The 14,179-nt window shown below is 65.1% G+C and carries 14 protein-coding genes; 12 read left to right on the top strand and 2 right to left on the bottom strand.

The genetic code is table 11. The features are described from left to right. Positions 1 to 30: 30 nt before the first annotated feature. On the bottom strand, positions 31 to 1,113 hold the full coding sequence (locus tag H7F36_RS02340) for an MBL fold metallo-hydrolase (RefSeq protein WP_187053167.1): 1,083 nt from the start codon (positions 1,111 to 1,113) through the stop codon (positions 31 to 33). A 97-nt stretch (positions 1,114 to 1,210) separates the two neighbouring features. On the opposite strand from H7F36_RS02340, the gene H7F36_RS02335 reads away from it, so the two are divergent. The 8 genes from H7F36_RS02335 (at position 1,211) to H7F36_RS02300 (ending at position 7,657) form a co-directional block, all read left to right on the top strand. Beyond that, positions 1,211 to 1,606 (top strand): MerR family transcriptional regulator, encoded by a 396-nt coding sequence (locus tag H7F36_RS02335; RefSeq protein ID WP_187053166.1) that lies wholly within the window; start codon positions 1,211 to 1,213, stop codon positions 1,604 to 1,606. 40 nt (positions 1,607 to 1,646) lie between these two features. Then, positions 1,647 to 2,357 (top strand): carbonate dehydratase, encoded by a 711-nt coding sequence (can, locus tag H7F36_RS02330; protein WP_187053165.1) that lies wholly within the window; start codon positions 1,647 to 1,649, stop codon positions 2,355 to 2,357. A gap of 120 nt (positions 2,358 to 2,477) precedes the next feature. Further along, on the top strand, positions 2,478 to 3,662 hold the full coding sequence (locus tag H7F36_RS02325; RefSeq protein ID WP_187053164.1) for an acetyl-CoA C-acyltransferase: 1,185 nt from the start codon (positions 2,478 to 2,480) through the stop codon (positions 3,660 to 3,662). Between the two features lie 12 nt (positions 3,663 to 3,674). Next, complete coding sequence (locus H7F36_RS02320; protein ID WP_261802471.1) at positions 3,675 to 4,919, top strand: glutamate carboxypeptidase; 1,245 nt, start codon at positions 3,675 to 3,677, stop codon at positions 4,917 to 4,919. Positions 4,920 to 4,938: 19 nt separating this feature from the next. Beyond that, positions 4,939 to 6,069 (top strand): acyl-CoA dehydrogenase family protein, encoded by a 1,131-nt coding sequence (locus H7F36_RS02315; RefSeq protein WP_187053162.1) that lies wholly within the window; start codon positions 4,939 to 4,941, stop codon positions 6,067 to 6,069. Between the two features lie 67 nt (positions 6,070 to 6,136). Next, positions 6,137 to 6,556, top strand: a complete 420-nt coding sequence (locus H7F36_RS02310; protein WP_187053161.1) for a YchJ family protein — start codon at positions 6,137 to 6,139, stop codon at positions 6,554 to 6,556. Between the two features lie 14 nt (positions 6,557 to 6,570). Next, the gene (locus H7F36_RS02305; RefSeq protein ID WP_187053160.1) at positions 6,571 to 7,269 is read left to right on the top strand and encodes an HAD family hydrolase; all 699 of its coding nucleotides are present in this window, start codon (positions 6,571 to 6,573) and stop codon (positions 7,267 to 7,269) included. A gap of 55 nt (positions 7,270 to 7,324) precedes the next feature. Further along, the gene (locus H7F36_RS02300; protein ID WP_187053159.1) at positions 7,325 to 7,657 is read left to right on the top strand and encodes a thioredoxin family protein; all 333 of its coding nucleotides are present in this window, start codon (positions 7,325 to 7,327) and stop codon (positions 7,655 to 7,657) included. Between the two features lie 5 nt (positions 7,658 to 7,662). Here the strand turns inward: H7F36_RS02300 and H7F36_RS02295 are convergent, their stop codons facing one another. After that, positions 7,663 to 8,754, bottom strand: coding sequence for an AraC family transcriptional regulator (locus H7F36_RS02295; RefSeq protein ID WP_187053158.1), 1,092 nt, complete (start codon positions 8,752 to 8,754; stop codon positions 7,663 to 7,665). Between the two features lie 96 nt (positions 8,755 to 8,850). On the opposite strand from H7F36_RS02295, the gene H7F36_RS02290 reads away from it, so the two are divergent. From H7F36_RS02290 to H7F36_RS02275, 4 genes are read left to right on the top strand one after another with little or no spacing between them, the layout of a single operon-like run. Then, positions 8,851 to 10,023 carry an isovaleryl-CoA dehydrogenase gene (locus tag H7F36_RS02290; protein WP_187053157.1) on the top strand — a complete coding sequence of 391 codons (1,173 nt, stop codon included), beginning with the start codon at positions 8,851 to 8,853 and terminating at the stop codon, positions 10,021 to 10,023. A gap of 9 nt (positions 10,024 to 10,032) precedes the next feature. Beyond that, on the top strand, positions 10,033 to 11,697 hold the full coding sequence (locus H7F36_RS02285) for an AMP-binding protein (protein ID WP_187053156.1): 1,665 nt from the start codon (positions 10,033 to 10,035) through the stop codon (positions 11,695 to 11,697). Further along, positions 11,694 to 13,322, top strand: a complete 1,629-nt coding sequence (locus tag H7F36_RS02280) for a carboxyl transferase domain-containing protein (protein WP_187053155.1) — start codon at positions 11,694 to 11,696, stop codon at positions 13,320 to 13,322. The genes H7F36_RS02285 and H7F36_RS02280 overlap by 4 nt, the downstream gene beginning before the upstream one ends. Before the next feature lie 45 nt (positions 13,323 to 13,367). After that, on the top strand, positions 13,368 to 14,159 hold the full coding sequence (locus tag H7F36_RS02275; RefSeq protein WP_187053154.1) for an enoyl-CoA hydratase/isomerase family protein: 792 nt from the start codon (positions 13,368 to 13,370) through the stop codon (positions 14,157 to 14,159). The last annotated feature ends 20 nt before the right edge of the window (positions 14,160 to 14,179 follow it).

Here is a 14,179-nt window from a genome sequence, read left to right as displayed (position 1 = left end):
CGCGAGTTTAGGTGGCTGCGTTGCGCGGACTCAAGTGGTCGGAAGCCCGAAGCGGTAGACGCCGTCGGCACCGCGCGTGCGCTTCAGCTGGCCTTCGAACATCAGTAGGTTCAGATGCGCCACCGTCTCGCCCATGGCGAAGGTCATCTGGTGCGAATCGAGCTCGCGCTTGAACATGATCAGCATGCCCTCGGCCGCGCTCAGCGGGCGCACCGCGCACCCTTCCATCAGCTCGGCCAACCGGTCACGGTGGTGCTCCTGCAACTGCTCGACACGGCGATGGATGCCGGTGAACGGTTTGCCATGCGAGGGCAAGCCGAGCGCGTCGGCCGGCAGGGCGTTGAACTTGGCAATGCTGTCCAGAAAAAGCCGTAGCGAATTCGCGTCCGGCTCGCCCGCATGCACGCTGACGTTGGTCGAGATGCGCGGCAGCATCATGTCGCCACCGATCAGCAGGTTGAGGTCGGCGCAGTACAGCGCGATGTGTTCCGGCGCGTGGCCGTAACCGCTGATGCAGCGCCATGCGTGCCCGCCGATCATCACGGTGTCGCCGTCCATCATCCGCACGTAGGTGTCGGGCACGGCGGGCACCATGTCGGCGTAGTAGCTGTTGCGACTGCGAATCTCTGCGATGACTTCGGCATTCGTCACGCCATGCATGACGAGAAAGTCAGCCGCCATGTCGCCGCCCGCACCGCTGTCGCTGCTGGTTTTGCTCGTGAGCAAGCGGGCCACGTTGTAGTCGGTGGCGCTGATCCAGAGCGGCGCGTTCCAGCGCTTGCAGATGAAGTCGGCCAGACCGATGTGGTCGGGGTGCATGTGCGTGACGATGACGCGCAGGATCGGCATACCCTGCAACTGCGTCTCGAAGATCTGCTCCCACTGCGCGCGGGACTCGTCTCGCGCGATGCAGCAATCGACCACCGTCCAGCCCTGTATTTTTCCGTGCTCGCCGTCGATGGAATCGCGCAGCAGCCAGAGGTTGATGTGATTGAGCGCAAAGGGCAGCGTCATGCGAATCCAACGCACGCCGGGCGCCACCGAGAGCGCCTCGCCAACTTCGGGGAGGGTGTCGCCCAGGGTGTAATGGAGTTCGCGTTCTAGGAGGTTCATGTAAGATTGACGTTTACGTAAACGTCATGATGTGACGCCACATTGTAGGCAGTGCGCGACCATCCCGCTGTCGCCGCCGGAACGTCCTTTTCTCTTCATGCCGACGCAGACCTTCACCATCAGCGAGCTCGCCAAGGAGTTCGACCTCACGACGCGCGCCATCCGCTTCTACGAGGACCTGGGCCTGCTCGCGCCGGAGCGCTCCGGCTTGCAACGCATCTACAGCGCGCGTGACCGGGCCCGGCTCACGCTCACGCTGCGCGCCAAGCGACTCGGCCTGAGCCTGACCGAGGCCAAGGACATCCTCGACATGTACGACAGCCCGCGCGACACCGAGGCGCAGCTCGAAAAATTTCTCGGTGTGCTGGGCCGCCACCGGCAGCAGCTCGAATCCCAACTGGGGGAGTTGCAGGCCAACCTCGAAGAGGTGCGTGCCCACGAGAAAAAGGCGCGCGCCACGCTGGCGCGCTCCCGCAAGGTCGTCGCCCGTTGAACGTCACCCGCTGAACCCTCACCTTCGCCACAATACCGCCATGCCTGAATCACTCGAAGACCTCTTTGCCCACAATCGGTCCTGGGCTGCGCAAATGGAGCGCGACCGGCCCGGCTTTTTCACCGGCCTGGTGAAGCAGCAAACGCCGCGCTACATGTGGATCGGCTGCTCCGACAGCCGCGTGCCCGCCAATCAGATCACCGGACTGGAGCCCGGCGAAGTGTTCGTGCACCGCAATGTCGCGAACATCGTGGTGCACTCCGACCTCAACGCCCTGTCGGCCATCCAGTTCGCCGTTGAGCGCCTGAAGGTCGAGCACATCATGGTGGTGGGCCACTACGGCTGTTCGGGTGTGCAGGCGGCGCTCGAAGGCGCGCGCATCGGCATTGCCGATAACTGGATCCGCCACATCCAGGACGTGCGCGACCGGCACCGCGTGATGCTCGAAACCTTTCCGCCGGAAGTCCGGGCCGATGCGCTGTGCGAACTCAACGTCGCCGAACAGGTGGTCAACGTGTCGGTCAGCACCGTGATGGTCGACGCCTGGAGCCGCGGCCAGTCGGTGCGGGTGCATGGCTGGACCTTCGGTGTGCACGACGGCTTGCTGCAAGACCTGGGCTTCGACGTCGACGGCAGCAAGCCACTCGACAATCAGTACCGCGCTGCGGTGCAGCGTATTCGCTACAAGTGGAGCAGGCCGCCGGAGGCCAGCACTGCGCCGGCGCCCGACACGGCCAAGGCGACCGGCTGATCCGCCGGCCGACGCACTCGCGCTCTTTCGTCTGACCGCATCCTGCCGATCAGCGCGACGCGGCCTGTTACCCGATCCACCAACCCGCGGCTGGCTGGCCGTTCCTCCAAGGAGATCCTCATGTCCGAATCCATCGTCATCGTCGGCGCCGCCCGCACCCCCATGGGCGGCTTTCAAGGCGACTTTTCTTCACTCGCCGCGCACGATCTTGGTGGTGCCGCCATCAAGGCAGCTGTCGAGCGTGCCGGCATCGACGCCGCCACGGTCGGTGAAGTGCTCTTCGGCAACTGCCTGATGGCTGGCCAAGGCCAGGCACCGGCACGCCAGGCGGCCTACAAGGGCGGCCTGCCCGATAGCGCGGGGGCCGTCACGCTCAGCAAGATGTGCGGCTCGGCCATGAAGGCCGCGATGTTCGCGCACGACATGCTGCTGGCCGGCACGCACGACGTCATGGTCGCGGGCGGCATGGAGAGCATGACCAATGCGCCCTACCTGATGCTCAAGGGCCGCGGTGGCTATCGCATGGGCCACGACCGCATCTTCGACCACATGATGCTCGACGGCCTGGAAGACGCCTACCAGCCGGGTCGCTCGATGGGCACCTTCGGTGAAGACTGCGCAGCCAAGTACAACTTCACCCGAGAGCAGCAGGATGCCTTCGCTACCGCCAGCGTGGAGCGCGCGCGCCACGCCACGGCCGATGGCTTGTTCAAGGCCGAGATCACACCGGTAACGGTCAAGGGCCGCAGCGGTGAAACGATCGTCGCCATCGACGAAGGCCCGGGCAAGGTCAAGCTCGACAAGATCGCCACGCTCAAGCCGGCCTTCAAGAAAGACGGCGGCACCATCACCGCCGCATCCAGCTCTTCGATCAACGACGGCGCTGCGGCGCTGGTCATGATGACCGAGTCGCATGCGAAGAAGAACGGCGCCAGGCCGATCGCACGGCTGGTCGGTCACGCGACCCATGCACAGCAACCCGAGTGGTTCTCGACCGCACCAGTCGGTGCTGTCGCCAAGCTTTTCAAGAAGACCGGCTGGGGCGTGAAAGACGTCGATCTGTGGGAAGTGAACGAGGCCTTCGCCGTGGTGCCGATGGCGCTCATGAAAGAGCTCGACGTGGCGCACGACATCGTCAACGTGCACGGCGGCGCCTGCGCGCTGGGCCACCCGATCGGCGCGAGCGGCGCTCGCATCATGGTCACGCTCATCCATGCGCTGCAATCGCGCGGCAAGAAGCGCGGCGTCGCGACGCTGTGCATTGGCGGCGGCGAAGGCACCGCGGTCGCGATCGAACTGATCTGAATGGGTTCGTGCTTGAAGCGAAGCCTGGCCGCCATCCTCGCCATCGTGCTTGCGGGCGTGTTCGTGCAGACAACGGCGTTCGCGCAGAGGCGAGACAACGTACTGTTCGATGCCGCCACGGCAGAGCAGCAGGCTGTGCTCAAGACCTTGCAGCGCTTGGTCAACATCGAGACCGGCACGGGTGATGCCCAGGGCATCGCCGCGGTCGGCAATCTGCTCGAAGGCGAACTGAAAGCGCTGGGTTTCAGCGTGACGCGCAGCAAGGCGGCCGCTGGCGTGGTCGGTGACAACCTCGTCGGCAAGCTGAAAGGCAAGGGCGGCAAGAACCTTCTGCTGCTCTCGCATATGGACACCGTCTACCCGAAAGGTACGTTGGCCAAGTCGCCGTTTCGCCTTGAAGGCGCGCGCGCTTATGGCCCCGGCATCGCCGACGACAAGGGCGGCACCGCTGTCATCCTGCACACGCTCAAGCTGCTGAAGGACTATGGCGTGCGCGACTACGGCACCATCACCGTGCTGTTCAATACCGACGAAGAAAAAGGCTCCTTCGGGTCGCGCGAGTTGATCGAGCAGGAGGCGCGGCTGGCCGACTACGTGCTGTCGTTCGAGCCGACCAGCGCCGAGGTCGAAAAGATGACGCTCGGCACCTCGGGCATCGCCTATGTGCAGGCCAACATCAAGGGCAAGACCTCGCACGCGGGCGAGGCGCCCGAAGCGGGTGTCAATGCGCTGGTCGAGGCATCGGACCTGGTGCTGCGCACGATGGACATCGACGACAAATCCAGAGGCCTTCGCTTCAACTGGACCATCGCCAAGGCCGGCACCGTCAATAACGTCATCCCCGACAGCGCCACGCTGAATGCCGACGTGCGCTATGCGCGCAACGAAGATTTCGAAGCGGCGATGAAGACGCTCGAAGAGCGGGCGCAGAACAAGAAGGTGTCCGGCTCGGAGGTTGAAATCGTCGTCACCCGCGGCCGCCCGGCGTTCAATGCGGGCGAGGGCGGCAAGAAGCTGGTCGACAAGGCTGTCGGCTTCTATCGTGAAGCTGGCGGCATGGTCGAAATCGAAGAGCGTACCGGCGGCGGCACCGATGCGGCCTACGCAGCGCTGTCGAGCAAGCCGGTGATCGAAAGCATGGGACTGCCAGGCTCCGGGTATCACAGCGACAAGGCCGAGTACGTGATGATCGACGCCATCCCGCGCCGGCTCTACATGACCGCGCGGATGATCATGGATCTCGGCGCGGGCAAATAACAGATCTCGGAGACACGACATGCTGCTGACCCCCGACCAGGAAGCGATCCGCGACGCGGTACGCGATTTTTCGCAGGCCGAACTGTGGCCGCACGCGCCTGCCTGGGACCGCGAGCACGCCTTCCCCAAGGCGGCGCACGCCGGCCTCGCCGCACTCGGCGCCTACGGCATCTGCGTGCCCGAAGAAGACGGCGGCGCCGGGCTCGACTACGTCACGCTGGCCTTGGTGCTCGAAGAAATCGCGGCTGGCGATGGCGGCACCAGCACCGCCATCAGCGTGACCAACTGCCCGGTCAACGCCATCCTCATGCGCTACGGCAACGCACAGCAAAAAAAGAAGTGGCTGCAGCCACTGGCGCAGGGCCACATGCTCGGCGCCTTTTGCCTGACGGAGCCGCAGGCTGGCAGCGACGCGTCGAGCCTGCGCACCACCGCGCGCAAGGATGCCGACGGCTACGTGATCGACGGCGTCAAGCAGTTCATCACCAGCGGCAAGAACGGCCAGGTGGCCATCGTCATCGCGGTCACCGACAAGGGTGCCGGCAAGCGCGGCATGAGCGCGTTCATCGTGCCGACCGATGCGCCGGGCTACAACGTCGCGCGGCTCGAAGAAAAGCTCGGCCAGCACTCCAGCGACACGGCGCAGATCAATTTCGACGGCTGCCGCATCCCGGCTGAAAACCTCATCGGGCAAGAAGGCGAGGGCTACAAGATCGCGCTGGGCGGGCTCGAAGGTGGACGTATCGGCATTGCCGCGCAGAGCGTCGGCATGGCGCGAAGCGCGTTCGACGTGGCGCTGGCCTATGCCAAGGATCGCCAGGCCTTTGGCGGCAGCATCTTCCAACAGCAGGCCGTGGGCTTTCGGCTGGCCGAATGTGCCACGCAGCTCGAAGCCGCGCGCCAGCTCATCTGGCACGCCGCGAGCCTGCGCGACGCCGGCCTGCCGTGCCTGAAAGAAGCCGCGATGGCCAAGCTCTTCGCCAGCGAAATGGCCGAAAAAGTCTGTAGCGCGGCCATCCAGACGCTCGGAGGTTACGGCTATGTGAACGACTTTCCGCTGGAACGCATCTACCGCGACGTGCGCGTTTGCCAGATTTACGAAGGCACCTCGGACATCCAGAAGCTGATCATCCAGCGGGCATTGGCCTGAGCTTTAACGGGCACCCGACGGGGTGGCTGGCGAGCAGGGCGCGCGGGGTGTTCCAATGGAGGACCTCATGAGCGCCACCACGCCCCCTCCCGCCCCCTGTCCTTGCGGCCGTCGCGACCGCCGCGAGAAGCCGTTTACCTACGCCCTGTGCTGCGGGCGCTACCTCGACGACTTCGACAACACGCCCGCGCCCGACGCCGAATCGCTCATGCGCTCGCGCTACACCGCGTTCGTCAACGAACGCGCCGACTACCTGCTCGCCACGTGGGCGCAGGGCCACCGGCCGTCGCAAGTCACCTTCGAGCCCGGCGTCAAATGGCTCGGACTCGACGTGCGCTCGCGCTCCGTGCTCGACGCTGACCATGCCGAAGTCGAGTTCGTGGCGCGCCAGCGCGACGCTGCCGGCGTCGCCACCCGTTTGCACGAGCGCAGCCGCTTCGTTCGCGAGGAAGAGCGCTGGTACTACGTCGACGGCACGCGGTATTGATCGGTCATCGCTCCATGAGTGACCTCCCCTTCGATGCGGTGCTGTTCGACTGCGACGGCGTGCTGGTCGACTCCGAGCCCATCACCAATCGCGTACTCGCCGAAATGCTCGGCGAGTTGGGCTGGAAGCTCAGCACCGAAGAATCGATGCGTACTTTCACTGGCAAGGCCGTCAGGGATGAAGCCGCACTGATCGAGGCGCGCACCGGCTTCGCCATCACGACCGAATGGCTCGCAGGCTTTCGCGAGCGCCGCAACGTCGCGCTGCATGCCGATCTGCTCGCCATCCCCGGCGCTGTCGATGCTGTGCGCCGGGTGCATGCGCTGGCGGGCGGGCGTATCGCCTGCGCTTCAGGGGCCGATCTGCACAAGGTCGAGTTCCAGCTGGTCAAGGTCGGTCTGCACGACTTCTTCGCCGGCTACGTCTTCAGCGGCCACGACACGCCGCGCAGCAAGCCGTTCCCCGATGTCTACCTGGCCGCGGCGGCCGCGCTGGGCGCCGACCCGGCCCGCTGCGCCGTCGTCGAAGACACCGTCACCGGCGTGACCGCGGGCGTCGCGGCCGGTGCCACCGTGTTCGGCTACAGCCCGCCCGGCATGGCGGGGCTCGGCCACAGCGACCCCGACGCGATGCGCGCCGTCGGCGCCAGCGTGGTGTTCACCGACATGTTGCAATTACCCGATGTGCTGGCCGCCTGGCGGGCACCCCGCTGACGTGCGGAGCCCCGGCCTTTCTGGTGCAATGAGTTCATTGCCAGAAAGGACCGTCATGACCAGCCCCGTCGCCTACCAGACCGAACAACCCGAGCGCACCGCCATCGATGCGCTGAAGGGCGCTGCGGTCGTCGAGTTCGGTACCAACTGGTGCGGCATCTGCAAGGCGGCGCAGCCGGTCATCGTCGAAGCGTTTTCCAGCCATCCGCATGTCGAACACATCAAGGTCGAAGACGGCAGCGGCCGGCCGCTCGGCCGCTCGTTCAACGTCCGGCTATGGCCGACGCTGATCTTTCTGCAGGACGGACGCGAAGTGGCGCGACTGGTGCGGCCGACCGAGGCGCAACCGATCGCCGAAGCGCTCGCCGGCATCGACCCGATCGCCTGAAGGCATCAGGCCGGAGTGATCCGACTATTCGCCGGGTCGCCGGGTCGCCGAAACGCTCCCGGCGTCATGCCGGTCCAGTCGCGGAAAGCGCGCGCGAAACTTTTCTCGTTGCGAAAGCCCACTGCCAGCGCGATCTGCTTGATCGGCTTTGTCGTGCGGCGCAGTTGCCGTTGTGCCTCGTCGCGACGCACCTCGTTCTTGATCGACTGCAGCGACGTGCCTTCGTCCTTCAACTGGCGATGCAAGGTGCGGGCCGATACGTTGAGCGCGGATGCCAGCGCGTCGGCGGTGTTCGATTCAGCACGCGGCGCCGTAGCGTGCGATCCCGCTTCACTATCGGCCGGCCCGCGCATCAGCTCGCGCACGCGCTGTCCCAGCAGCCGGTCGCGCCGGTACTGCAGCACCGTCAGCGGGAGCGCACGCTTGAGCATGGTGCGCAGCGCGCGCTCGTCGCGTTGCAGGGGCAACGCAAGGTAGCGCTCGTCGAAGCTGTAGCTGGCACGCGCCGCATCGAACCGCACGTCTCCAGCGAACATCAACGCGTAGGCGTCGCGGTGGGATGGCGCTGCGAAAGGAAAGGTCGCGTGGCGCAGCGAGATGCGCGAGTCGATCGCCCAGCAAGCATAGCCATGCAGGAAGCGCAGGCTCGACACCAGGCAGAACTCGCGGAAAGCCTTGTCCAGCGGCCGCTGTTCGGTGATCGACAAGGTCGCCACGCCGCCCATAACCTGCAGGTCGAGCGCGATGTCGTCGGTCAGCAGCCGATGGTGGCGGCACCAGCGCTTGATGGCCAGGCCCAAGTCGGGCGAGCTCAGCGAGGCGCGGCACAGCATGCCGTAGCTACCCCAGGGCAGCTTGCGGGTGAACCAGCCGAGCGCTTCGTCGTCGAGCTCCTGCATCGCGTGCGCGTTGAGCGTTTCGAACTGCACTGCGGTGACGCGGGCACCTGGTTTGGCGACATCGCGCGGCGCGATCTGTGCCGCGCGCAGGGCGCCCGCCGAGTCGACGCCATAGCGCTCGTAGCCTCGTACGATCGCTCGCACGAAAGCCATTGGCGTGGCGGCACGGGCGGGGCTCAGGAACGAAGGGGAGGACATGGTGCGGATGCGTTCATGTGGCACGATTTGCAACCATTGTGGCGCCAATTGCGGATCGGGCGGGCGTAAGCTGCGGTGTCACAGGAGACAAACCCCATGCACGATCCCGGCCTCAATTTCGACCTGGGCGACACCATCGATTCGCTGCGCGACGCCATCCAGACGTTCGCCGCCGCCGAGATCGCGCCGCGCGCCGCGGCCATCGATAGCGAGAACCTTTTTCCACACGACCTGTGGCAAAAGCTCGGCGCTCTCGGCCTGCACGGCATGACGGTCAAAGAGCAATACGGCGGCACCGAACTCGGCTACCTCGCGCACATCGTTGCGATGGAGGAAGTCTCGCGCGCGTCGGCGTCCGTTGGCCTCTCTTATGGCGCGCACTCCAACCTGTGCGTGAACCAGATCCACCGCAACGGGACCGACTTTCAAAAGAACAAGTACCTGCCCAAGCTGGTGAGCGGCGAGCACGTCGGCGCGCTGGCGATGAGCGAGCCCAACGCTGGCTCCGACGTCATCAGCATGAAGCTCAGGGCCGAGAAGAAGGACGGCTACTACGTGCTCAACGGCGGCAAGATGTGGATCACCAACGGCGGTGACGCCGACACGCTGGTCATCTACGGCAAGACCGAGCCCGAGATGGGCGCACGCGGCATGACGGCGTTCATCGTCGAGAAGAACTTCAAGGGGTTCAGCGCCGGCACCAAGCTCGACAAGCTGGGCATGCGCGGCAGCAACACCTACCCGCTGTTCTTCGACAACTGCGAAGTGCCCGCCGAGAACGTGCTGGGCGGCGAAGGCATGGGCGCCAAGGTGCTGATGAGCGGCCTCGACTACGAGCGCGCGGTATTGTCCGGCGGCCCGCTCGGCATCATGGCTGCGTGCATGGACGCGGTGCTGCCCTTCATCCACGACCGCAAGCAGTTCGGCCAGAGCATCGGCGAGTTCCAGTTGATGCAGGGCAAGCTGGCCGACATGTACTCGACCTGGCAGGCCACGCGCGCCTATGTCTACGCGGTCGGCAAGGCCTGCGACCGCAACGACCACGCGCGCACCTTTCGCAAGGATGCGGCCGGCGCGATCTTGTACTCCGCCGAGAAGGCGACCTGGATGGCCGGCGAAGCGATCCAGGCGCTCGGCGGCGTGGGCTACACCAAAGACTTTCCGGTCGAGCGACTGTGGCGCGACGCCAAGCTGTATGAGATCGGCGCGGGCACTTCTGAAGTCCGGCGCATGCTGATCGGGCGTGAACTGTTTGCCGAGACCTCCTGAGGGCTGGCCATGACCTCAAGCCTGAGTTATGCCAAAGGCGCCACCGACGTCCCGTTGATCGAGCAAACCATCGGCGCCTTTTTCGACGACATGGCCGCTTCGCAGCCAGACCACGAAGCCCTCGTCAGCCGCCACGAAGCCCGGCGCTTCACCTACCGCGAGCTGCAAACCGAATCGAACCGCCTCGCCAGCGCGCTGCTGAACCTCGGCCTGGTGCCGGGCGACCGCATCGGCATCTGGTCACACAACAACGTGCCATGGGTGCTGCTGCAGATCGCGACCGCCAAGGTCGGGCTCATCCTCGTCAACATCAACCCGGCCTACCGCACGTCGGAATTGGAATACGCGCTCAACAAGGTGGGCGTGAAGGCGCTGGTCACGATGGCGCAGTTCAAGACCAGCGACTACCTGGGCATGCTGCGCGAACTCGGGTCGGCCAAGCTGCCATTGCTAAAGCACACCGTGTGGATCGACAAGTCAAGCGATGCCGATCAACCCGGCATGCAGCGCTTCTCAGACTTGCTCGCCAGCGGTAACCCCGACGACCCGCGCATCGCGCAGATCGCCGAGACGTTGAAGGCCACCGACCCCATCAACGTTCAGTTCACCAGCGGTACCACCGGCTTCCCCAAGGGCGCGACGCTCACGCACCGCAACATCCTGAACAACGGGTTCTTCATCGGCGAATGCATGAAGCTCACTCCGCACGACCGGCTGTGCATTCCGGTTCCGCTGTACCACTGCTTCGGCATGGTGCTGGGCAACCTGGCAGCGCTGACTCACGGCTCGACGATCGTTTATCCGAACGACGGCTTCGATCCGCTCACGGTGCTTGAAACCGTTCAGGCTGAAAAGTGCACCGGCCTGCACGGCGTGCCGACGATGTTCATCGCCGAGCTCGACCATCCGCGCTTCGCCGAGTTCGACCTGTCGAGCTTGCGCACCGGCATCATGGCCGGCTCGCCGTGCCCGACCGAAGTCATGAAGCGCGTGGTCGACCAGATGCACCTGGGCGAAATCACCATCGCCTACGGCATGACCGAAACCAGCCCGGTGAGTTGCCAGAGCAGCACCGACACGCCGCAAGACAAGCGCGTTTCGACCGTGGGCACGGTGCAGCCGCACATCGAAGTCAAGATCATCGACCCGGAGTCGGGTGCCACGGTGCCGCGTGGCATCTCGGGCGAATTGCTCACGCGCGGCTACTCGGTCATGCACGGTTACTGGGAAGACGAGGTCAGAACCCGCGAAGCCATCGACGCCGAGCACTGGATGCATACCGGCGACCTGGCCGTGATGGACGACGAGGGCTACGTCAACATCGTCGGTCGCATCAAGGACCTGGTGATCCGCGGCGGCGAGAACATCTACCCGCGCGAGATCGAAGAGTTTCTGTACCGGCACCCGAAGGTGCAGGACGTGCAGGTGGTCGGCCTGCCCGATAAGCGCTACGGCGAAGAACTGTGCGCGTGGGTCATCGTGAAGCCGAACCAGAGCGCGACCGAAGACGAGATTCGCGACTTCTGCAAAGGCCAGATCGCTCACTACAAGGTGCCCAAGTACATCCAGTTCGTCACCGAGTTTCCGATGACCGTCACCGGCAAGATCCAGAAGTTCAAGATCCGCGACGAGATGAAAGCGCGGCTCGGACTCAACGAAGAAAAGACCGCATGAGCAAGTTAGAAACAAAACTCAACGCCCGCTCCGCCGACTTTCAGGCCAACGCCGTCGCGATGCGCGCATTGGTCGACGACCTGCACGCACAGTTCGCCAAAGTCGAAGCCGGCGGTGGTGAAGCCGCACGCGCCAAGCACGTCGCTCGCGGCAAGTTATTGCCACGCGACCGCGTCGCCGAGTTGCTCGACCCCGGCACGCCGTTCCTGGAGATCGCACCGCTGGCCGCGTACGGCATGTACCTCGACGCCAAGGGCAACGAGTCGGCCCCCGGCGCCGGCCTTATCGCCGGCATCGGCCGAGTGAACGGCGTCGACTGCATGGTGGTCTGCAACGACGCGACCGTGAAGGGCGGCACCTACTACCCGCTCACGGTGAAGAAGCATCTGCGCGCGCAAGAGATCGCCGAGCAGAACCACTTGCCGTGCATCTACCTGGTCGATTCCGGCGGCGCCAACCTGCCGAACCAGGACGAGGTGTTTCCGGACCGCGACCACTTCGGCCGCATCTTCTACAACCAGGCGCAGATGAGCGCGCAGGGCATCCCGCAGATCGCCGTGGTCATGGGTTCGTGCACTGCGGGCGGCGCGTATGTGCCGGCGATGAGCGACGAATCGATCATCGTAAAGAACCAGGGCACGATCTTCCTGGGTGGCCCGCCGCTGGTGAAGGCTGCGACCGGCGAGGTCGTCACGGCTGAAGACCTCGGCGGTGGTGATGTGCATACGCGGCTGTCGGGCGTGGTCGACCATCTGGCGCAGAACGACCTGCATGCGTTGGCGCTGGCGCGATCGGCGGTTGCCAACCTGAACTCGAAAGCAGCGCGACCCGCGATGCCGGAACCGGCCACCGCGCGTGCACCCGACTTCCCGCGCGAAGAGCTCTACGGTGTCATCCCGACCGACACGCGCAAGCCTTTCGACGTGCGAGAGATCATCGCGCGCGTGGTCGACGGCAGCGAGTTCCACGAGTTCAAACAGCGCTTCGGCGCGACGCTGGTCTGCGGCTTCGCCGAGATCGAAGGGATGCCCGTCGGCATCATCGCCAACAACGGCATCCTGTTCAGCGAGTCGGCGCAGAAGGGTGCGCACTTCATCGAGCTGTGCTGCCACCGCAAGACGCCGATCGTCTTCCTGCAGAACATCACCGGCTTCATGGTCGGCCGCAAGTACGAGAACGAAGGCATCGCGCGCCACGGCGCCAAGATGGTGACGGCGGTGGCGACCGCCAATGTGCCCAAGTTCACCATCATCATCGGAGGCAGTTTCGGCGCCGGCAACTACGGCATGTGCGGCCGCGCTTACTCGCCACGCTTCCTGTGGATTTGGCCGAACGCGCGCATCAGCGTGATGGGCGGCGAGCAAGCCGCGAGCGTGCTGGCGACCGTCAAGCGCGACGGCATCGAACTGAAGGGCGGCGCGTGGAGCAAGGAAGAAGAAGAGGCGTTCAAGGCGCCGATCCGCCAGCAGTACGAAGTGCAGGGCCATCCTTACTACGCGACCGCGCGTATCTGGGACGACGGGATCATCGATCCGGCGGATACGCGGCGTGTGCTCGCATTGGGACTTGCGGCGTCACGCAATGCACCGATACCGGAACCGAAGTTCGGCATCTTCCGGATGTGAGACGACTACCTGCGTTTCATCGCACACGTCCTTGAATTTCCAGACATGACCTTCACCAAACTGACCCTCACGACAGACGGCCCCATCGCCCGCATCTGGCTCGACCAGCCAGACACGCGCAACGCCTTCGACGACATCGTGATCGCCGAGCTGACGCAAGCCTTCGCCGAAGCCGGTGCGATGGCGGATATCAAGGCCGTCGTGCTCGGTGCCAACGGACCCGCTTTCTGCGCCGGCGCCAACCTCAACTGGATGCGCCGCATGGCCGACTACTCGCGCGATGAAAACGTCGCCGATGCCGGCAAGTTGGCTGAGATGTTGCGCGTGATAGCGGAGTGCCCCAAGCCGACCATCGCGCGGGTGCAGGGCGATGTGTATGCGGGCGGCATGGGACTGGTCGCGGCCTGCGACATGGCGGTGAGTGTCGACACCGCCTGGTATTGCCTGAGCGAAGTCAAGATCGGCCTGATCCCCGCGACCATCAGCCCGTACGTGATTCGCGCGATGGGCACGCGCGCGGCGCAGCGTTACTTCCTGACGGCCGAGCGTTTCAGCGCTGCCGAGGCGCATCGCATCGGCTTCGTGCACGAGGTGGTGGCGGCCGACGCGCTCGATGCCAAGGTCGACGAGTTGCTCAAGGCCTTGGTCGGCGCCAGCCCGGCCGCCGTGCGCGCCGGCAAGCAACTGATCGCCGATGTGGCGGGTCGCGACATCGACGCTGCGCTGATCGCCCGCACCGTCGAGGGCATCGCCGACATCCGCGCCAGCGAAGAGGGGCGCGAGGGCGTGCAAGCTTTTCTGCAAAAGCGCAAGCCGAGTTGGCTGCCTGCGTCGTGAACACCACAACTTGAAGCGAG

Origin of the sequence: Variovorax sp. PAMC28562, from assembly GCF_014303735.1 — a bacterium.
Lineage (GTDB): Bacteria > Pseudomonadota > Gammaproteobacteria > Burkholderiales > Burkholderiaceae_C > Variovorax.
This window is presented reverse-complemented; position numbering and strand designations above follow the sequence as displayed.

Bases quoted from the DNA above. Each gene is read 5' to 3' on its own strand.
- H7F36_RS02340 (WP_187053167.1), bottom strand. From the start codon at position 1,113: ATGAACCTCCTAGAACGCGAACTCCATTACACCCTGGGCGACACCCTC.
- H7F36_RS02335 (WP_187053166.1), top strand. From the start codon at position 1,211: ATGCCGACGCAGACCTTCACCATCAGCGAGCTCGCCAAGGAGTTCGAC.
- can (WP_187053165.1), top strand. From the start codon at position 1,647: ATGCCTGAATCACTCGAAGACCTCTTTGCCCACAATCGGTCCTGGGCT.
- H7F36_RS02325 (WP_187053164.1), top strand. From the start codon at position 2,478: ATGTCCGAATCCATCGTCATCGTCGGCGCCGCCCGCACCCCCATGGGC.
- H7F36_RS02315 (WP_187053162.1), top strand. From the start codon at position 4,939: ATGCTGCTGACCCCCGACCAGGAAGCGATCCGCGACGCGGTACGCGAT.
- H7F36_RS02310 (WP_187053161.1), top strand. From the start codon at position 6,137: ATGAGCGCCACCACGCCCCCTCCCGCCCCCTGTCCTTGCGGCCGTCGC.
- H7F36_RS02305 (WP_187053160.1), top strand. From the start codon at position 6,571: ATGAGTGACCTCCCCTTCGATGCGGTGCTGTTCGACTGCGACGGCGTG.
- H7F36_RS02300 (WP_187053159.1), top strand. From the start codon at position 7,325: ATGACCAGCCCCGTCGCCTACCAGACCGAACAACCCGAGCGCACCGCC.
- H7F36_RS02295 (WP_187053158.1), bottom strand. From the start codon at position 8,754: ATGTCCTCCCCTTCGTTCCTGAGCCCCGCCCGTGCCGCCACGCCAATG.
- H7F36_RS02290 (WP_187053157.1), top strand. From the start codon at position 8,851: ATGCACGATCCCGGCCTCAATTTCGACCTGGGCGACACCATCGATTCG.
- H7F36_RS02285 (WP_187053156.1), top strand. From the start codon at position 10,033: ATGACCTCAAGCCTGAGTTATGCCAAAGGCGCCACCGACGTCCCGTTG.
- H7F36_RS02280 (WP_187053155.1), top strand. From the start codon at position 11,694: ATGAGCAAGTTAGAAACAAAACTCAACGCCCGCTCCGCCGACTTTCAG.
- H7F36_RS02275 (WP_187053154.1), top strand. From the start codon at position 13,368: ATGACCTTCACCAAACTGACCCTCACGACAGACGGCCCCATCGCCCGC.